The 20,132-nt window shown below is 73.9% G+C and carries 11 protein-coding genes; 4 read left to right on the top strand and 7 right to left on the bottom strand.

The annotated features are described in order from the left end of the window. Window positions 1-239 precede the first annotated feature (239 nt). Window positions 240-5,828, bottom strand: a complete 5,589-nt coding sequence (pulA, locus tag ACZ3J7_RS04315) for a pullulanase-type alpha-1,6-glucosidase (protein ID WP_465616709.1) — start codon at window positions 5,826-5,828, stop codon at window positions 240-242. Window positions 5,829-6,172: 344 nt separating this feature from the next. On the opposite strand from pulA, the gene ACZ3J7_RS04320 reads away from it, so the two are divergent. Further along, a complete protein-coding gene (locus ACZ3J7_RS04320) occupies window positions 6,173-7,123 on the top strand; it encodes a phosphatase PAP2 family protein (RefSeq protein ID WP_465616711.1) in 951 nt (316 codons plus the stop codon). 52 nt (window positions 7,124-7,175) lie between these two features. On the opposite strand, the gene ACZ3J7_RS04325 is transcribed toward ACZ3J7_RS04320, so the two are convergent. Then, window positions 7,176-10,220, bottom strand: a complete 3,045-nt coding sequence (locus tag ACZ3J7_RS04325) for a bifunctional [glutamine synthetase] adenylyltransferase/[glutamine synthetase]-adenylyl-L-tyrosine phosphorylase (RefSeq protein ID WP_465616713.1) — start codon at window positions 10,218-10,220, stop codon at window positions 7,176-7,178. A gap of 133 nt (window positions 10,221-10,353) precedes the next feature. Between ACZ3J7_RS04325 and ACZ3J7_RS04330 the strand changes: the two genes are divergently transcribed. Continuing rightward, window positions 10,354-11,511: an acyltransferase family protein gene (locus ACZ3J7_RS04330; protein WP_465616715.1), complete on the top strand. Its 1,158-nt coding sequence runs from the start codon at window positions 10,354-10,356 to the stop codon at window positions 11,509-11,511. Here ACZ3J7_RS04330 and ACZ3J7_RS04335 read toward each other — a convergent pair. The 5 genes from ACZ3J7_RS04335 to ACZ3J7_RS04355 form a co-directional block, all read right to left on the bottom strand. Beyond that, window positions 11,478-12,617 (bottom strand): hypothetical protein, encoded by a 1,140-nt coding sequence (locus ACZ3J7_RS04335; RefSeq protein WP_465616716.1) that lies wholly within the window; start codon window positions 12,615-12,617, stop codon window positions 11,478-11,480. The genes ACZ3J7_RS04330 and ACZ3J7_RS04335 overlap by 34 nt on opposite strands. 111 nt (window positions 12,618-12,728) lie before the next feature. Next, entirely contained in the window at window positions 12,729-15,812 is a 3,084-nt protein-coding gene (locus ACZ3J7_RS04340; RefSeq protein ID WP_465616717.1) for a tetratricopeptide repeat protein, read from the bottom strand. Between the two features lie 167 nt (window positions 15,813-15,979). Continuing rightward, window positions 15,980-16,552 carry a PASTA domain-containing protein gene (locus ACZ3J7_RS04345; protein ID WP_465616719.1) on the bottom strand — a complete coding sequence of 191 codons (573 nt, stop codon included), beginning with the start codon at window positions 16,550-16,552 and terminating at the stop codon, window positions 15,980-15,982. Continuing rightward, window positions 16,549-17,097, bottom strand: a complete 549-nt coding sequence (locus ACZ3J7_RS04350; protein WP_100584537.1) for a SigE family RNA polymerase sigma factor — start codon at window positions 17,095-17,097, stop codon at window positions 16,549-16,551. Before ACZ3J7_RS04350 ends, ACZ3J7_RS04345 begins: the two co-directional genes overlap by 4 nt. Window positions 17,098-17,388: 291 nt before the next feature. Beyond that, on the bottom strand, window positions 17,389-17,811 hold the full coding sequence (locus ACZ3J7_RS04355; protein ID WP_465616722.1) for a hypothetical protein: 423 nt from the start codon (window positions 17,809-17,811) through the stop codon (window positions 17,389-17,391). A 329-nt stretch (window positions 17,812-18,140) separates the two neighbouring features. Between ACZ3J7_RS04355 and ACZ3J7_RS04360 the strand changes: the two genes are divergently transcribed. Both ACZ3J7_RS04360 and ACZ3J7_RS04365 read left to right on the top strand, forming a co-directional pair. Next, a complete protein-coding gene (locus tag ACZ3J7_RS04360; protein ID WP_465616723.1) occupies window positions 18,141-18,563 on the top strand; it encodes a hypothetical protein in 423 nt (140 codons plus the stop codon). Further along, window positions 18,560-20,132: tetratricopeptide repeat protein (locus tag ACZ3J7_RS04365; RefSeq protein WP_465616725.1), on the top strand; the 1,573-nt coding region annotated here is incomplete at its 3' end. The genes ACZ3J7_RS04360 and ACZ3J7_RS04365, both read left to right, overlap by 4 nt.

Genomic DNA, 20,132 nt, shown 5'->3' on the forward strand with positions numbered 1-20,132 from the left:
CGCAGCCGGGGGAATCCTGGCAGCAAACACCACGCGAATGACAGATGCATGCCAGGGATTGACCGATTAACGACCGTTCACCGCCCCGCCCGGCGACCCCCCGCCGGCCCCTCATGGTCCGGCATGTGGGACGGACGGGGGAAGGTCCGCGCCAAACATCGCCTCGGTGCGTCGGTTTTCGGCCATCACGGCCAGGGGCCCCACCCGGAGGTGAGGCCCCTGGTACCGCGTGGAAACCGTCAGTTCTGGACGAACACCGCCACCGTCCGGGCCGGCACCGTGAAGGTGCCGGTGGCCGGGTCGAAGGCCGCCCGCTTCACCACCGGGTCGGCGCCCTTCGCCTGCACCGCGTGCAGCGTCTGCCGGCTGCCGCGCAGGCCGGCCACGGTCTGGGCCTGGGTGGTCGGGGTGGCGTTGAAAACCACCGTGAGGCCCTTCTCGGCGCCCTTCAGCCCGGTGCCGTCCAGGTGCATGGTGATCACGCCCGGGTTCTCCCCGGCGGTGCCGGACAGCGGGAAGGACAGCCGGCGCTGCACCTCCGCCGAGGTCGGCAGCGCGAACAGCGGCGAGGACTGCCGGATCGTCAGGAACTGCTGGTAGATCGCGGTGGAGGCACCGGTCTCGTTGCAGCCCATCCGCAGCTTCGGGTCGGCCAGCAGCTGCTTGTCGCGGACCCACATCGACTGGTTGTCGGCCGCCATCGGCAGGCCGCGGCCCCAGCCGTTGCCGCGCCCGCAGTCCCAGTCGATCGCGTTGAACCAGTCACCGGAGTCGAAGGAGTTGGCGTCCAGCGACTTCGAGCGCAGCAGGTCGCTGCCGGCCTGGGCGAAGCCCGGGCCCTGGCTCAGCGCGGTCAGCGACAGGCCGAGCGCCTGCATCCGGGCCCGGTCGGCGGGCGAGGTGCCCTGCGGCAGCTTGAACGCCAGCGCGTCGTACAGGTCGGCGTTGTCGTGGGCGTCCAGGTACTCCACCGCCTCGCCCGGGTTGGCCGCATAGCCGGTCGGGGCGCCGTTGTAGTCGACGCCGCCGCCGGTGACCGGCTTCCCGCCGCTGTCGGTGAACCTGTACGCCGCCAGGTTGCCGGTCAGGCCGACCTTGACCTGGTCCATCTGGTGCAGCAGCCGGGCCTTCTGCTGCTCGGGGGTGCCGTTGGCGTCCGAGCCGTTCGGGTCGGTGAACAGACCGGAGGCGAAGCCCTGCTGCGGGGCCGAGGACAGCTCGTAGTTGCCGCCGCGCCCGGCGTCCCGGATCCGGTCGTTGAAGGTCGCGATGCCGGTTCCGGCCATGTTGGCCTGGGTGGCCTGGACGAACCGGGCGTCGTCGGCGACGGTGCCGAAGTTCCAGCCCTCGCCGTACAGGAAGACGTCCTTACCGCTGACGCCGTCCTTCTGCGGGGTGAGCGCCCGCAGCGCCGACTGCACGTCCAGCATGGTCGACTTCGGGTCCAGGCCCATCAGGTCGAACCGGAAGCCGTCCACCCGGTACTGCTTGGCCCAGGTCACCACCGAGTCGACGACCAGCTTGTTCATCATGGCGTGCTCGGGCGCGGTGTCGGCGCAGCAGGAGTCGGTGGTGACCTTCCCGCTGTCGCTCAGCCGCTGGTAGTAGCCGGGGACGACCTTGTCGAGCACCGACTTGTCGTCCTGCCCGGCCGCCGCGGTGTGGTTGTAGACCACGTCCAGCACCACCCGCAGGCCCGCCTCGTGCATCGCCTGCACCATGGCGCGGAACTGCTCGGTGCGCGCCGTGCCGTTCGGGTCGGTCGCGTAGGAGCCCTCCGGCACGGTGTAGTGCAGCGGGTCGTAGCCCCAGTTGTACGCGTCGTCGGCCTGCACGGCCGCCACGCACTCCTGCTGCCGCTCCGAGTCGGCGGCCAGCGCGGACAGGTCGCAGGCCGGGAGCTTCTGCTCGGCCCGGTTCTCCCGGATGGTGGCGATGTCGAAGGTCGGCAGCAGGTGGACGGTGGTCACGCCGGCCCCGGCCAGCTCCTTCAGGTGCCGCATGCCCGCCGACTGGGACTGCGTGAACGCCAGGTAGGTGCCGCGCTCGTCGGCCGGCACGGTGCTGTCGGCGGACGAGAAGTCCCGCACGTGCAGCTCCTGGATCTGCTGCTTGACCGCCGGGATCGCCTCCGGGCTGCGGTGCCGGTCCCAGCCCTTCGGCTTGGTGGCGGCCGAGGACAGGTCCGCGACCAGGCTGCGCTTGGAGTCGGCGGACAGCGCGGTCGAGTACGGGTCGGTGACCAGGTTGGTGACCACCTTCTGCACGCTCGGCGCCCACACCTTGACCTGGTACAGGTAGTACGCGCCGTCCAGGTCCTTGGCGTCCCCGGTCAGCGACCAGACGCCGGACGCGTCGTCCCGCTTCAGCGGCACCGTCCTCGGGGTGCCGCCGCTCGCCCTGTCGAACAGCTGCACCGCCACCTCGGTCGCGGTCGGCGCCCACAGCGAGAGCGTCACCTTCCGCTTGTCGCCCTTGCCCTTCCCGTTGCCGTTGCCGTTGCCGTTCCCGTCGCCGTTGCCGTGGTCGCCCCCGCCCTGGCTCCCCGGGCCCGAGTACACCGGGCCGAGCTGCGCGGACGCCGCCTTCGCCGCGTACAGGTCGTCCAGCACGCCGGGCGTCTGGACGCCGGTGGCGGCCAGCGCGGCGCCGTTCGGCAGGTGCTCGGTGAAGACCAGCTGGGCGCGCAGCGCGGCGGTGACCCGGCCCGCGTCGCGCGGGTCGACGGTGAACGCCCGGTACCCGGCCAGGTGCGGGAACTTCGCCTTCTGCGCGTCGGTCAGGCCGGCCGCCGGGGTGAGCCGGATCCACTGGCCGGGCTTGGAGAGCACGCCCTTGTCGACGGTCAGCCCGCCGGCCGGGTCGTAGATCAGCTGGGCGCTGGTGCCGCCCTTCAGCTGGGCGTCGGCCGCGCCGTAGCCGGCGGGCACCACGACGGTCCTCGCGTCGATCCACTGGGCCTTCGCCGAGCCCAGGTCGAGCTGCGAGGAGGTGCCGGCGCTCTGCGGCAGCAGGTGCCCCTCCTTGCCGCCGACGATCCAGATCTCCCGGCCGGAGGTGGCGAAGTCGAGCGACTGGTCCTGCGGCAGGTCCTTGTCGCCGCCGTTGTGGATGATGTAGCTGAGGCTGGTCGCGCCCTCGGCCAGCGGCACCTCGAAGACCGCGCCGAACGCGTCCTGCCGGACGGGCGGCAGCGGGCTGCCCCAGTCGGTGGGGGCGGCGGCGCCGGTCCAGTCGTGCAGGCCCCAGCCGGCGTAGTTCCCGTCGGCCCGCCGGTAGTGGATGACCGCCTTGCCCGCGGGCGGCTGCTGCGCCCCGTCCGGGTCGGCGGTGCGGACGGTGGCGTCGCCCTCCTTGATCCACACCTCGCCGGTGGCGGAGACGTCGACGTGCCGGTCCTGGTCGACGTCCTTGGTGCCGTTCCTCTCCACCACGAACCCGACGTCGGACGCCCCGCCCTTGAGCTTCACGTACGCGAACGCCCCGTACGCGTCCCGCCCGACGAAGCCGTGGCCCTCCGGCCAGGTGGTCGCCTCGCCGTCGGCGATGTCGCCCCAGGCGTAGAGGTTCCAGCCGTCGTAGTTCCCGTCCTGCCGCTGGTAGTGCACCACCGCGTACTCGCGCGACACCGCGCTCGGCGCGGGCGTCGGCGGCTGCTGGCCGGTGGTGAACCGCCCGGCGGCGGAGGCCAGTCGGCCGGCCGAGTCCTCGACGACGGCCTTGAACCGGACGACCGTCCCCGGCGCGACCCCGCCCAGGTCCTGGGTGACCTTGTAGACCCCGTTGTCGGACGTGCCCAGCGTCCGCCAGGCCCCGTCCCCGACCTGCGCCGCGAAGGTGACCCGGTCGAACCCGCCGCCCGGCACGTTCGCGCCCAGCGTGACCGTCCCGTACGAGCCGTCGGCGGGCGCGGTGACGGTGATCGACGGTCCGGCCGCCGGCTTGGCCAGCTTGTGCCTCGCCTTCAGCACCACCGAGGACAGCGCCGGGACGGTGACCGTCACCTTGCCGTCCGCGCCGCTGGTGACCCGGCCGCCGGTCCCGTACAGGCCGTCGAAGTCCATGCCCGCCGAGAAGGTGTCCAGCGTGACGGTCTTCGGCTCGGCCGCGTTGTTGACCGCCGCCAGGTACTCGACCTGCTCCTCGGCGTCGATCCGGGAGAACGCGTACACGCCCGGCCCGTCCGCCGCGTACCGCTCGACCTGGGCGCCGTCGGCCAGCGCCGGGTGGTCCTTGCGCAGCTCGGCCAGGCCGGCGATGCCCTGGTAGAGCGCGCCGTCCTTGCCGTACCGGTCCTTGGAGCCGGAGGCGCCGCCGATCACGGTGTCGGCGTTGTACGAGGGGGTCTTCGAGGCGAACATGTCCTGCCGGGCGTCCTTGTCGCCGCCCGCGCCGGTGAAGCCCTGCTCGTCGCCGTAGTAGACCACCGGCTGGCCGCGGGTGAGGAACTGCAGCTCGTTGGCGAGCCGGTCCTTGGCGAGCAGCGCCTCGTTCGAGGCGCCCGGGTTGTCGCTGCGCAGGAAGGAGCCGAACCGGCCCATGTCGTGGTTGCCGAGGAAGGTCGGCAGCTCGTAGGCGTCGGTGTCGGCCGTGGTGTAGCGGTAGTCCTGGGCGTACAGCTCGCTGAGCGCCTTGGCCGAGCCGTTCTGCGAGACGTAGGCGCGGGCCGCCTCCTGGAACGCGAAGTCCAGGGTGGCCTGCAGCTTGCCCTTGGTGACGTACGGGGAGGTGACCGCCGGGTCGCCGGAGTACACCTCGCCGAACATGAAGAACTTCTTGTTGCCCCGCTGGGCGGCGAACTGCTTCAGCGCGGGCGCCCACTGCTCCCAGAACGCCAGGTTGACGTGCTTGACGGTGTCGATCCGGAAGCCGTCGACGCCGGTCTCGGCGACCCACTGCTGGTAGATCCGCTCCATCCCGGCGACGACCTTGGGGTTCTGGGTGTCCAGGTCGTCCAGGCCGGAGAAGTCGCCCTCGGTGGCGGACTCGCCGACGAAGGTCGAGTTGCCCCGGTTGTGGTAGAGCGACGGGTCGTTCAGCCAGGACGGCGTCTTGGCGGTCGCGCCGGCCTGGTCGCGCAGCACCGGGGTGTAGGGGAAGGAGTCCTTGGTGATGCCCGGCCACTGCGCCCGGGCGTCGGCGACCGCGGTCTCGTCGACCGGGCGGCCGTCCGCGTCGAGGGTCGGGTAGGCGCCCGCGGAGCGGTAGTCGTACGTCTTCTCCGCGTAGTCGACGACGTCGGCGGTGTGGTTGGTGATGACGTCGAAGAAGACCTTGATGCCGCGCTTGTGCGCCTTGTCGATCAGCTCCTTGAGCTGGGCGTTGGTGCCGAAGTGCGGGTCGACCTGGGTGAAGTCGGTGATCCAGTAGCCGTGGTAGCCGGCCGAGGCGTCCGCGCCGGTGCCCTGCACGGGCTGGTTCTTGAAGATCGGCGCCATCCAGATCGCGGTGGTGCCGAGGTCCTGGATGTAGTCGAGCCGGTCGATCAGGCCCTGCAGGTCGCCGCCGTGGTAGAAGCCCTTGTCGGCCGGGTCGAGGCCGTTGTCCATCCGGCCGCCGGTGATGCCGCCGGTGTCGTTGCCGGTGCTGCCGTTGGCGAAGCGGTCCGGCAGCACGAAGTAGAACTGCTCGCGGGTGAGGTCGTGCCGGCTCGCGGTGGCCGCCAGGTCCTTGTCGGACGGCGGGGCGGGCGGGGTGGCCGCGGCGGCGGCCAGCGGCACGGCGCCCAGGGTGGCGGCGATCAGCGAGGCCGCGACCAGGACGGCGGCCCGTCCGGGGCGGCGGTACGGGGTGGTGCGGCGCTGGGGGCGGAACGGGGCGTCGGCCACGGCAGGGCTCTCCCTCGGGGGCGCTCGGGCAAGGGGTGGGTGGCGTGGAACCTAGCGCCCTGCAAGATGTTTCAGCAAGATGTGAAAGCGATTTCGGGCCGGAGTCGTACCGAGTCGTGACCTGAGCCCCGCCCGCGTCCGCACGCCCGCCCCCGCCGCCCGCGCACCCGGCGTCCGTACCCGAACCAGACCCCGGTTCGACCCCCGGTAACCCGCGCGCCACAATGGACCGCATGCGCCTCGAAAACCGACCGACCCCTACCCCCGTAGGGGGACGGGCGGTGAAGAATCCCCGACCAGAGGATGAGCGAGCGGCCACACCTCGTCTGGCAGACTTCTCGTCCATGGGGGAACCGACCGAGATCCACGCAGCCGGCGCCGAACGTGCCGACCGGACCACGCACGACGGTTTCGACCCGGGCACGGACCACACCCCCCGCACGCCCGCCGGAGCCACCCGCGTCGCCCAGTCGCCCGCCGCCGCCGTCCGCAGCCGGGTGCGCGAGCAGCGCCGCACCCCGCGCCGCCCGCACCTGCTCTTCGAGCTGGCCCTGATAGGGATCAGCTACTGGCTGTACTCGCTGGTGCGCAACGCCGTCCCGGAGCAGGCCACGATCGCCCAGAAGCACGCCGGCTGGGTCTGGGACCTGGAGCACACCCTCGGCATCGCCGTGGAGCGCTCGGTCAACCACGGCGTCAACTCGGTCACCTGGCTGATCGTCGGGATGAACTACTACTACGCCACCCTGCACTTCATCGTCACCATCGGCGTGCTGGTCTGGCTCTACCGCTCCCACCCCGGCCGCTACGCCGCCTCCCGGACGGTCCTGTTCGTCACCACCGGCATCGCCCTGGTCGGCTTCTACTGCTTCCCGCTGGCCCCGCCCCGCCTGATGACCGACGGCGGCTTCATCGACACCGTCACCCTGCACCAGACCTGGGGCTCGCTCGCCTCCGGCGCGGGCGCGCACGTCTCCAACCAGTACGCCGCGATGCCCTCGATGCACATCGGCTGGTCCACCTGGTGCGGCCTGACGATCTTCTTCCTGGCCCGCCGCACCTGGGTCCGGCTGCTCGGCCTGGCCTACCCGGTGGTCACCCTCAGCGTCATCGTCTCCACCGCCAACCACTTCTGGCTGGACGCGGTCGGCGGCCTGATCTGCCTCGCCGTCGGCTTCCTCGCCGCCCGGCTGATCTACCACACCTGGGCCTTCCGCCTGCCCCGCGCGCCGGGCGGGGCCACCGAACGGGAGCTCACCGTCCCCACCCAGTGGGACACCAAGATCAGCGCGTAGCCGCGCCGGCCGGAACGCACCGGCCGGAGCCCCCCGCCTACTCTCCCCCCGCCTACTCCCCGCCGTAGAACAGCCGCTCCACCACCCGGCGCGCCCGCCGCGTCGTGCGCCGGTACTCGTCGACCAGCTCCCCCGAGTGCCCCACCCCGTAGCCCAGGTAGCGCGCCACCCCGGCCAGCTCCCGGGCGTCACCGGGGAAGCTGTCGCCGGCCCGGCCGCGCACCAGCATGACCGCGGCCCGGACCCGGGAGGCGAGCACCCAGGCGGCGTCCAGCACCCGCGCGTCCTCGCCGTCGACCAGGCCCGCCGAGGCCGCGGCGGCCAGCGCGGCCCGGGTCCGGGTGGTGCGCAGGCCGGGCACCTCGTGGCCGTGCCGGAGCTGGAGCAGCTGGACCGTCCACTCGACGTCGGCGAGCCCGCCGCGGCCGATCTTGGTGTGGGTGGTGGGGTCGGCGCCGCGCGGCAGCCGTTCGGACTCGATCCGGGCCTTGATCCGGCGGATCTCCAGCAGGTCCCGGTCGGGGACGCCCGTCCGCGGGTAGCGCAGCGGGTCGACCAGTTCGCGGAAGCGCTCGCCGAGCCCGGGGTCGCCGGCCGTCGCCTCGGCGCGCAGCAGCGCCTGGCTCTCCCAGGCGTGCGACCAGCGCGCGTAGTAGGCCGCGTACGAGCTGAGGGTGCGCACCAGCGGGCCGTTGCGGCCCTCGGGCCGCAGGTCGGCGTCGACCAGCAGCGGGGGTTCGACGGAGGGCGCGGCGAGCAGGGTGCGCAGTTCGCCGACCACCTCGCGGGCGGCCCGCGCGGCGGTCTCGTCGGCGGCGCCGGGCAGCGGCTCGTGGACGAAGAGCACGTCGGCGTCGGAGCCGTAGCCGAGCTCGTGGCCGCCGAACCGGCCCATCGCGATGACCGCGATCCGGGTGGGCAGGTCGCCGTTGCGGGCCGCCCAGCCGTCGCTCGCGGCGCGCAGCGCGCCCTGCAGGGTGGCGGCGGTGATCGAGGTGAGCGCCTCGCCGGTGAGGTCGAGGGCGCGGGCCGGGTCCTCGTCGAGCCGGCCGAGCACGTCGGCGGCGGCGGTGCGGAACAGTTCGCGGCGCCGGACGGCCCGGGCGGCGGCGACCCCGGCGGCGGGGCCGCCGGCCCGGCCGACGGCGGCCAGCACCTCGGCCTCCAGGGCGGAGCGGCCGCGCGGGACGAGCCCGCCGGCGTCGCCGAGCATGGCGACCGCCTCGGGGGCGCGCAGCAGCAGGTCGGGGGCGAGCCGCCCGGCGGAGAGCACCCGGGCGAGCTGTTCGGCGGCGGCGCCCTCGTCGCGCAGCAGCCGCAGGTACCAGGGGGTGCGGCCGAGCGCGTCGGAGACCTGGCGGAAGTTGAGCAGTCCGGCGTCGGGGTCGGCGGAGTCGGCGAACCAGCCGAGCAGCACCGGCAGCAGGGTGCGCTGGATCGCGGCCTTGCGGCTGACGCCGGAGGCCAGCGCGGAGATGTGCCGCAGCGCGGCGGCCGGGTCGGCGTAGCCGAGGGCGGCCAGGCGCTGCTTGGCGGCCTCGGCGCTGAGCCCGGCGGCGCCGGAGCCGGTGACCCGCAGTTCGGCGACCGGCAGTTCGGCGACGGCGTCCAGCAGCGGCCGGTAGAACAGCCGCTCGTGCAGCCGCCGCACCTCCACCGCGTGCCGCTTCCACTCCCGCTGCAGCGCCGCGACCGGGTCGTCCCGGGTGTCCCCCTGGATCAGCGGGGCCATGGTGCGGGCCAGCCGCCGCAGGTCGGCGGGGTCGGTGGGCATCAGGTGGGTGCGGCGCAGCCGCTGGAGCTGGATCCGGTGCTCCAGGGTGCGCAGGAAGCGGTACGCGGCGTCCAGCGAGGCGGCGTCGGCCCGCCCGACGTAGCCGCCGGCGCTGAGCGCGGCCAGGGCCTCCAGGGTGTTGCCGCTGCGCAGCGTCTCGTCGGTGCGCCCGTGCACGAGCTGGAGCAGCTGGACGGCGAACTCGACGTCGCGCAGGCCGCCGGGGCCGAGTTTCAGCTGCCGGTCGAGTTCGCCGGCCGGGATCGCGTCGACCACCCGGCGGCGCATCTGCTGGACGTCGGTGACGAAGTTCTCCCGGGCGGCGGCCTGCCACACCAGCGGGGCGGTGGCCTCGGCGTAGGCGCGGCCGAGTTCGGGGTCGCCGGCGATCGGGCGGGCCTTGAGCAGGGCCTGGAACTCCCAGGTCTTGGCCCAGCGCTGGTAGTAGGCGAGGTGGCTGGCGAGGGTGCGCACCAGCGGGCCGTTGCGGCCCTCGGGGCGGAGGTTGGCGTCGACCGGCCAGATGGTGCCCTCGCCGGTGGTGTCGGAGCACAGCCGCATGGCGTGCGCGGCGAGCCGGGTGGCGGCTTGCACGGCCCCGTGCTCCTCGGCGCCCTCCCGGGCCTCGGCGACGAAGATCACGTCGACGTCGGAGACGTAGTTGAGTTCCCGGCCGCCGCACTTGCCCATCCCGATGACGGCGAGCCGGCAGGCCGCGGCGGCCTCCGGGTCCTGTTCGGCGGCGATGTCGAGGGCGGTCTGCAGGGTGGCGCCGGCCAGGTCGGCGAGTTCGGCGGCGACCTGCGGCAGGTCGGTGGTGCCGGACAGGTCGCGGGCGGCGATCGCGAGCAGGCAGCGCCGGTAGGCGGCGCGCAGCGCGTCGGCCCGGCCCCCGGCCTCCCCGGACCACACCCGGCGGGTGAGTTCGCCGAGGAACTCGCCGCGTCCGGGGTGGATGTCGCGCAGTTCGAAGGAGACCAGGGCGTGCCAGTCGCGGGGGTGCCGGGCCAGGTGGTCGGCGAGCGCGGTGGAGGCGCCGAGGACGCCGAGCAGCCGGTCGCGCAGCGGCTTGGAGGTGGTCAGGGTGTCGCGCAGGGTGTGCCGTTCGTGCGGGTCGAGCGCCTCCAGCAGCCGGGCCAGGCCGAGCAGGGCCTGGTCGGGGTCGGCGGCGGCGCCGATCGCGTCCAGCAGCACCGGGTCGGCGGCGAGGCCGTGCAGCGCCGGTTCGTCGAGCAGCCGCACCGCCTGGTCGGGGTCGGAGAAGCCCCGCCGCACCAGTCGGGTCTCCAGCCGGCTGATCCGGCTCCCGGCCCGTTCCTCCACCGTGTTCCCGCCTCCCGTGACCGTCCTGTTCGAAGGGTACGTTCCCGGCGGGCCCGGGCGCCCGGCGTGACGCACCGTCAACGCCTCCGCGCCGGACCGTGACACCGTCCGGGCGCGGCTCGTTGGCCACGGGGTGACACCGCCGCGATCGCCCGCCCGCCTCCCCTCGCTGACCGGCCTGCGCTTCCTGGCCGCGCTGCTGGTGGTCTGCTACCACCTGTCCCGCCAGGTCGGCGCCCTGCCGGTGCTCAGTCCGCTGGCCTGGTACGGGCGTTCGGGGGTGACGTTCTTCTTCGTGCTGTCCGGGTTCGTGCTGGCCTGGACGTACGCCGACGCCCCCGTCCCGGCCGGCCGGTTCTACCGGCGGCGGCTGGCCCGGATCTGGCCGCTGCACGCGCTGGCGACGGGCGCCTCGCTGGCGGTGTTCGCGGCGCTGGGCGCGGCGGTTCCGGTGGGGGCGGCGCTGTGGTCGCTGCCGCTGCTGCACCCGTGGGGGCGGGCGACGGTGATGGGCGGCAACCCGGCGGGCTGGTCGCTCGGCGACGAGGGCTGGTTCTACCTGCTGTTCCCGCTGCTGCTGCGGCTGCGGCCGGGCCGGCGGGCGGCGGTGCTGTGCTGCGCGGCGGGGCCGCTGCTGTGGCTGGCGGGTTCGGCGGTGGCCGATCCGGGGCTGCGGAGCTGGCTGCTGGACTACCTGCCGCTGAGCCGGACCCCGCAGTTCCTGCTCGGCGTGGCGCTGGGCCTGGCCGTCCGCCGGGGCCGGCTGCCCCGGCTGCGGCCGCTGCCGGCGGCGCTCGCGGTGGCGGCCTTCCACCTGGCGCTGGTGCCCTGGCACCGGGCGGTGCCCGACGCGCTCTGGTACGGCCCGTACAGCGCCTCGCAGCTGCTCTCCGCGCCGCTGTTCGGGGCGCTGATCGCCGCCCTGGCGCGGGCCGACCTGCGCGGCCGGGGGCCGCTGGGGCGCCGGGGGTGGACGGTGCTCGGCGACTGGTCGTTCGCCTGGTACCTGGTGCACGAGATCACCTTCCGGCCCTGGCTGCACCGCTACGGGCACCCGGCGCCGGGTCCGGCCACCGCCGCCGTCTGGCTGCTGCTGGCCGGCTGCTCGCTGGCGCTGGCCGGCGCCCTGCACCGCTGGGTCGAGCGCCCGCTGGAGCGCCTGCTGCGCGGCCGCCCGGCCCCGGACGCGGCGGGGCCGCACCTCCCGCGTCCGGCGCGGGCGGTGCGGCCGCGGGCCGCGGCGGGCCGGTCGCCCGCTCAGAGCTCCGAGGAGTCGTCCCGGTTGACGTAGCTGTAGAAGACGCCGAGGTCGTAGCCGTCCTTGTCGGTGTCGAACCTGATGGTCAGGTCGGTGTCGCCGGGGCGCAGGTAGTCGGAGATGTCCCAGCGGTTGGAGTCGTAGCCGAAGTTGTTGCGGAAGTACGGGGCGCGGACGAACCGGTCGGCCGGCGTCAGGTCCTCGATGGTGGAGTTGAAGGCGTCGTCCGGCTGGTGGTCCGGGTCGCTGAACAGCGTCTCGGGGCCGTTGGTGGACTTCACCTTGAGGGTGTCGCCGGTCCACTTCAGGTCGCCGTCGTAGACCACGAACCCGAGCTTGCCGTGCACGTTCGCCAGGTTCTCGGGGGTCTTCAGGCCCTCCAGTTTGAACTCGCGCTCCGGGCTGTCGGGCAGTTCGACCTGGAAGCCGTCCCAGAGGTTGATCTGCCGCAGCGGCTTGCACGGGTTCTCGTACGCCACCACGATCGTCCAGCCGCCCCAGCTGTGCGGCTTCACCACCGAGTCCATGTTGGCGACGGTGTAGGTGCCGTTGCCGTGCGCCTTCACCAGCTCGGTGACGTCCGCCGAGGCCTGGTAGCTGCTCTCGTCGTCGGTGGTGATGTAGCCGATCGACGGCTGGTCGTTGGCGATGTTGGTGTACTGGGCGTCGCCGGGCAGCTTGAGGTAGACCTCGTCGATCTGGCTCTCCGGCAGCACGGTGTCCTCGATGCCGCGGGTGCCGCCCCAGTACAGCCGGGCGTACTTGACCGTGGAGCCGTCCAGCAGGCCGAGGTCGGCCGAGCTGGCCGAGTAGATCGGGTCGCCGAACGGGCCGATCGTCCCGGGGTCGATGTTGACGTACTTCATCTCGTAGTTGTTGTTGATCGGCCGGCTGCCGGCGCCGGCGCGGGCCTGCTCGCACGGGGGCTGCGCCGGGTCGATCGGCGCCTTGGTCTCGTCGCAGGTCATCAGCGAGTTGCTGATCCGCGTGATCGAGCCGTGGAACTCGCCCGCGAAGCGGGACGTGAACGGCAGCGGGTTGGAGGCGATGGTGTTCGCCCGGTGCGCCGCCCTCCCCGAGCCGCGCGCGTCCGCGGTCCCGCCCGCCACCAGCAGCTGCGCGGCCAACGTCGCGAGCACGGCACCCGAAATGCCGACCCGACGTGCAGTGGAGCCCATGTCACCCTCTCGTGTTCGATCGTCCGGACGGTCGTCCGCCCTCATCGAACACAACTGATAGTCACATTTTCGTCACCCTGCGCCATCCGTGGGCGCGCCACCCGCCACCGTCGGAACGGCCTCCCGCAGCCGCTCCCGCAGCGCGGCCACCGGCACCGGCACCACCCGGGCCAGCTCCTCCAGCCCCAGGTACAGCTCGTCGACCCGCCCGGGCGGCGGACCGGCGGCCAGGAACCGCTCCAGCGCGTTCGCCGCCGCCGGCCCGGCCGGCATCGCCGCGTACGCGAACACCAGGTCGCCGAGGGCGTGGACGTCGCCCGGATCGACCAGTTCGACCACCCGGGCCAGCAGCTCCGCCCCGCCCGGCAGGCCGAGCGCGTGCAGGACCACGGCCTTCTCGTACGGGTACCAGGAGTCCGCCGGGTCGATCCCGATCGCCCGGTCGAGGGCGGCCAGCGCCTCCGCGTACCGGCCCAGCAGCCGGAGCACCCCACCGCGCCCGCCGTGCGCGGCCGGGCTGTCCGGGGCCAGCTCCACCGCCCGGTCGAAGTCCGCCAGCGCCTCCTCGGGCCGGCCGAGTGTGGTGAGCACCGCCCCCCGGTACATGTGCGCCCGTGCGCCCGGGCGCTCGCCGGCCACCGCCCGGTCGAGGTCGGCCAGCGCCTCCGCGTACCGGCCCAGCAGCCAGTACGCCCAGCCCCGCTCGCCGAGCACCCAGCGGTAGTCGGGGACCAGCTCCAGCGCCCGCCCGAAATCGGCCAGCGCCTCCGCGTACCGGCCCGTCTCCAGGTAGGTCTCGCCCCGCGAACCGAACGCCCACGCGTAGTCCGGCTTCAGCTCCAGCGCCCGCCCGAAGTCCGCCAGCGCCTCCTCGTGCCGGTCCATCAGGCGGTAGGTCTCGCCCCGCGAACCGAACGCCCACGCGTACTCCGGCTCCAGCTCCAGCGCCCGCCCGAAGTCCGCCAGCGCCTCCTCGTACCGGCCCATCGTGCGGAGCGTCTGCGCGCGCGAACCGAAGGCCCACGCGTAGTCGGAGCTCAACTCGAGCGCCCGCCCGAAGTCCGCCAGCGCCTCCTCGTGCCGACCCATCGCGGCGTGGGTCTGCCCCCTCGATCCGATCGCCCACGCGTACTCCGGGTCCAGCTCCAGGGCCCGCCCGAAGTCCGCCAGCGCCTCCTCGTGCCGGCCCGTCGTACGGTAGGTCTCGCCCCGCGAACCGAAGACCCACGCCCGCTCCGGGTCCAGCTCCAGGGCCCGCCCGAAATCGGCCAGCGCCTCCTCGTGCCGACCCGTCGTGCGGTAGGTCTCGCCCCGCGAGGCGAACGCCCACGCGTGGTCCGGGTCCAGCTCCAGGGCCCGCCCGAAATCGGCCAGCGCCTCCTCGTAGCGCTCCAGCCTGTCGTACAGCTCGCCCCGGGCGAGCAGCGCGGGCACGCTGTCCGGGTCGAGCTCCAGCGCCCGGTCCAGGTCGGCCAGCGCCTGCGCCCGGCGGCCCGGCGCGGAGTGGGCGCGCGCCCGCAGGCAGTAGCCGAAGGCGCGGGACGGCCGGTCCAGCACCCGGCCGGACAGCAGCAGGGTGAGGGCGGCCGGGCCCGGCTCCGGCTCCTCCAGGGCCGCCGACAGGCGCTCGCCCCAGGCCAGGACGTCCGGTGCGTCGGCGTCCTGCCCGGCCCGGACCAGCGTCCGCACCCAGCGGCGCAGCACCGCGACGCCCTGCTCGTAGGCGTCCAGCAGTTCGCGCAGGGCCGGGCCGAGCGCCTGCCCGGGGTCGGCGCACAGCCGGTGGTAGGTCTCCTGCAGCCGGTGGGAGCGCCAGCGCTCGTCCTGCCAGCGCTCCGGATCCCTTCCGTCGCAGGGCAGTTCGGCGCGCCAGCGGGCGAAGGTCCCGGCGAGCCGGGTGTGCTGCCGCTGCCAGCGGGTGGGCCACTCGGCGCGCTGGCGGCGCAGCATCGCCGCCCGGACCACCTCGTGGTAGTGCCAGCGGCCGGAGCGCTCGATGACGAACGGCAACGAGCGCAGCCAGCCGAAGAGTTCGCGCGCCTCCTCGTCGTCGACCGCCGCCCGGTACACGTCCTCGTCGAGCTCCTGCGGCAGGGCGCAGGCCAGTGCGGCGGCCCGGCGGGCCGGGTGGGTCTCCCACTTCAGGAAGCGCTCGACGGCGGTGCCGCTCGGGTCGCCGACGTCGGCCGCGCCGGCCGGGTTGCCCTCGGCGAGGGTGGAGACCAGCAGCGGGAGGCGGCCGGACAGCCGCAGGATCTCCGCGGTGACCCGCTCGTCCGTGACGCCCTTGGCGGCCAGCAGCTGGCGGGCCTCGCTCTCGGTGAACACCTCCAGCGGCAGGTCGGTGACCAGGTCCAGCCAGTCGCCCCAGCACTGCGCGTCCAACCGCCCCTGCCCGGCCAGCACCACCAGCACGTTCGCCGGCAGCTCGCCGTACGCGTCGCTGACCAGCACGTCCCGCAGCCAGTCGTCGAGCAGCGGGCCGGTGCGCTCGTAGGTGTCGAAGAACAGCACCAGCCAGTCGTGGCGCTGGCCGGCCTCCGCGAGGTCGCGCAGCAGCACCGGGGTCAGCGCCCGCAGCGGGGACAGCACCAGCTGCGCGTCCTCCGGGCTGCGGAAGCGCGCGCTGAGCAGGCCGCGCAGCTGCTCCGCGCCGGCGGCGACCTGGTTCGGGTCCAGCGCCCCGGTGAACGGCGCCACGCCCGGGATCATCCCCGCGCCCACCAGCCCGACCCGGGAGGCCAGGACGGCGGCGGGCGACGGCCCGCCGGGGCGCTCCTCGCCCGCCGCGCCGGCGTCCGCCTCGTGCCGGCGCTGCCGGTGCGCGGCCAGCAGCCGCTCCAGCGCCTTCAGCGGCGCGCCCTGCTGGGCGAACTGCCCGGCGATCGACCGCATCGCCTCCACCGCGTCCGCCACCGACTCGTCCACGTACGCGGTCACGGCGCCCGCCTCGCGCGCGGCGCCCTCCAACTGCCGCACCAGCGTGGACTTCCCCACCCCGCCCGGTCCGCGCACGTGGAACAGGAACCGCTCCGGGTCCTGCGCGGGCTGCCGCAGCACCTCGTTGAATGACTCCAGTTCGCTGCTGCGCCCGACGAACCCGCTCCGCCTCCGGCGCCGGATCAGCTCCTGCCGCGAGGGCCTGCGCCCGCTCACCCGTCCCGCCCCTCCCGATCGACCGTCCGACGTCATTCGACGCACAGTCAAACACCGTCAGTTCCCGTTGAGTCGGCCCTGAAGCAGGTGATCCGCGGACCGGACGACGACGCCTGTCCAGGACGGGACGCCGTCCTGCCGGTGCGCGGGCCGAAGGGCCCGGCCGCTCAGGTTCTGCCGGGTTTGCCCGCCGAGACCAGCAGGAGGACGGACGAGCCCGGTGCCACCGGTTGTGCGCCGCCCCGGGGGTCACTGCTGATCACCTGCCCGGCGGGGGCGTTCCAGTCCGTGTGCCGCATGATCGTGCAGCTCAGTCCGAGTCCGCGCAGCAGGCTTCCGGCCTGTTCGACCGGCATGCCGGCCAGGTCCGGCAGCGCGATGCCCGCTCTCGCGGTCTGCTCCCGCTCCTGTGCCGGAGTCGCATCGGCGCCTCCGCTCTTGGGGGCGCCGGTGGCGAGCGGGGCGCACACCCCGTTCGCCGGTGGGGACAGGGAGGCGCCGGGCGCGGGCGGCACGGGCTTCAGCGCGAAGAACCCCACCGTGGCGCACGCCAGCACGCAGCACGCCGCAGCGGTGCCGAGGAGCGCCCGGCGGGTGCGGCTGCGGCTGACGACTCGCTCGATCGCGGCCGCGTCGACGACCGGCGCCGTCGGCCCGTCGGCGAAGGAGGCCACCGCGGCACGCAGCTCGGCTTCGAGGCCCGGCTCGAACGGGGCCGGTCCGGACGACGTGTTCCTCACTTCGTACCTCCGAAAGCGGCAGACGGCGTGTGCGGCGCCTGGGCGCCCGATACGGAATCGCGCAGCTTGGCCAGGCCGCGGGCGAGCTGGGACCTCACCGCACTCGAAGAGATGTCCAGGACGTCGGCGACCTGCCGGGCGTCCAGATCGTGCAGGTAGTACAGGACCACCACGCTGCGCATGCCCATCGGCAGCCCGAGCAGTGCCTCGATCAGTTCCGCGCGCAGATCCACCTGCCCGAACCGGTCCCGGGGGTCGGCCGTCTCGGGCACCCCCGACAGCCCGGGGCGCTCGCCCAGGCGCGACAGCCGCCGCCAGCGGTCGTTGGCCAGGTTGACCAGCACCTTGCGCACGTACGCCTCCGGCGAGTCCGCCACCGCGACCTTCCGCCACTGTCGGCACGCCCGCTCCAGCGCCTCCTGCACCAGATCCTCGGCCACGTGCACGTCACCGGTCAGCGCATACGCGGTGCGGAACAACGCTCCCGACCGCTGTGCGACGAACTCCGTGAATCCGTTGCCCGGACCGCTCCTGCGAAACCTCACCCGCCGACCTCCTCTCCTCGTCCCGTCCCGATCACTGCCCCCATGACGGCGGAACGGGGCCGAGTGCTGCACCGAACCGCCACCAGTGACGTGAATCACAGCCGGGACGGAAGGGTGTCCCAGGACCTCGCGCCGCCGCCGCCCGGGGCGGGGGCAGGGCCACCCGTTCGGGCGAAGGGGGTCGAGCAACACCTCCGCGAAGACCGGCGCCAGGCCCTCCCGGCCTCGATGCCGCAGACAACAGGGCCGCTTCGCGCGCTCATCCCGGCGCAGACAGGCGCCGGCCGGCCGCTACCCCCGCCGCCAGGGCTCCGCGAACTCCCGGTAGAAGTGCGGCAGGCTGTCCGCCGGCCCGGCCGCCAGCCGCCGGAACACCTTACCGATCGGGTTCCCCACCTGCCCGCTCGGCAGCTCCACCACCAGCGGGAACCCGAACGCGGCCGCCTCCGCCCCGTCCACCGCCCGCCAGGAGCCGCCGCCCTGGCGGACCATCACCTCGCCCAGGTAGCAGCCGAACCCGAACAGCGTCTCCCCCACCTGTCCGCCGGTGATCCCGCTCCCCCGGAACTCCTCGATGATCCCGTCGACCACCGCCAGACTCCCCACCGAGTAGTCCAGCTCCACCCCGCTCACCCGCGCCGCCGACGCCACGATGTCCGCCGCGAACAACCCGGCGTTCCCCACCTCCGGCGCGTACCGCAACCGCAGCTCCATCCCCAGCCCCTCCCGGCTCGCCCCTGCTCCCCCCGTCCCCTACCCGGAACCCCCGGGAAAAACGACCGGCCCGGCACGAGTACGTCGTCCGGACCGCAACCCGACGAGAGGGCCCACGGCGAAGGGGCTGTGCAACCGCCGTGCAGCCGCTGCACCCCGGCACTCCGAAGGACGGCCGGGCCGTTGACAGCCGTCGCCCCCGGCCGCCCCCGGCGCGTATCGCACGGCCCACCGGCGGCACGAGTTTCCGGTACGCGTCACCTGGTGGCCGTTCAGCTTCTACGCTGCTTGGACGTCGGTTTGTCTTCGGATGCGGGGTTCCGGGCGGGATGAGCGTGGAGATTGCAGAGCTGGTGCAGCAGGCCGGCCCTTATCTGACTGCGGCCGCAGGCGCTTACGGGGGTGCGGTCCTGACCCGGGCCGAGGACGCCGCAGCGGATGCCACCGCGAACCTGGGCCGCCGCATGCTCCAGGCCCTCTGGAGGCGGCGCTCCGAGACCGGACAGGCCGAACTGGAGGCTGCGGTCATCGACGTCGCCGAGGACACCGAGGACCCGGACGCCGCTGCCGCCCTGCGCCAGCAGCTCAAGCGAGCCCTGCGCGAGGACGCGGAACTCCGCCGGGAACTGGCCGCGCTCCTTTCCGCGGCGGTTCCCGCGACGGTGACCATCACCGCCTCCGGCGAACGCGCCATCGCCGCCCACACGATCACCACCGCCATCACCGGCGACGGCCACCGTCCCGGTCAGTGACCGGTCCCCGGAGCGAAGCCTCGGGACCGAGGGCGATCGCCGCACAGAACATCGGGACCGCCATCACCGGGGACAGCATCGGCCTGCCTGCGGAGATCCTCACCGCCGCCCGCGACGTACCGGCCCCGCCACGCCTCACCAACCTGGCGACCGCCCCGCTGTGCCTGGGGCGCGAAGGAGACCTCGCCTGGCTCCGCCGCACCCTCGTCGAACAGCGCGGGAGCACCATCACCCAGGCGTCCACCGTCCACGGCCTCGGCGGCATCGGCAAGACCACTCTCGCCCTCGCCTACGCCCACCGGCACAAGCGGGACCACACCCTCGTCTGGTGGATCAACGCCGAGTCCCCGGACCGGATCGAACGGTCCCTCGCCGATCTCGCGCGACGGCTCCTTCCGGCGTGGGCCGACAAGGCGTCCCGGGACGCCTGTGCCGAGTGGGCCATGGTCTGGCTGCAGTGGCACCCCGGCTGGCTCCTGGTCTTCGACAACGCCGAGACCCCCGCCGACCTCGCGCCCTACCTGGGCGCCCTCGACGGCGGCCACCACCTCATCACCAGCCGTCGCGCCACCGGATGGCCCCGCACCATCCCCACCCGCTCCCTCGGCACCCTCGACCCCGACGAAGCCGCCGACCTCATCTGCGCCTACGCGATCGACGACCGCCGCCCCACCCCTCACGAGCACCAGGACGCCAAGGCCCTGGCCGCCGACCTCGGCCACCTCCCCCTCGCCCTGGAACAGGCCGGCGCCTACCTCGCGCAGAACCCCACCTCCACCCTCGCCGCCTACCGCCGACGCCTGGACACCCGACTGGACAAGGCCGCCGACGGCATCGACGCCGAACGCACCATCGCCCGCGTCTGGACCCAGACCCTCCAGGCCCTCGTCGCCCGTACCCCCCTGGCGGTCGGGATCCTGCGCACCCTGGCCTGGCTCGCCCCCGACGACATCCCGGTCAGCCTCCTGCAACGCCCCGGCACCGACCCCGACGAACTCGCCGAAGCACTCGGGGCCCTCCGCGGCTACAGCATGGCCACGCTCACCGCGGAGACCGTCAGCGTCCACCGCCTGCTCCAGACCGTCCTGCGCCACACCGCGCCGATGGAACCCGGCCACCCGCCCGCCGGCCGCCGCGAAGCCGAAGAGGCGGTGGTCCGCGCCTTCACCGCCCTGCCCGAACCCGCGTCCGGGCCCGCCGGGGAATGGGACGCCCTCATGCCTCATCTGATTGCTCTCGCGGCTTCCGCTCCCCCCGGCCGGCACGACGGCACCACGACGACGCTGTACGCCACCGCCGCCCGGTACCTGCACCAACAGGGCCAAGACGCCCGGGCGATCCCCCTGCTGGAAGCCGTCCTCACCCAGTTCGAGGAGCACCTCGGCGATGCCCATCCCTACACCCTGATCCACCGCAACAACCTCGCATACGCCTACGGTTCCGCTGGGCGTTCCGGTCGCGCCATCTCCCTCTACGAGACCATCCTCGCCCAACGCGAGCAGGTCCTCGGCGACACCCACCCCGACACCCTGACCAGTCGCAACAACCTCGCCGGCGCCTACCGTTCCG

Source organism: Kitasatospora sp. NPDC015121, from assembly GCF_055562955.1.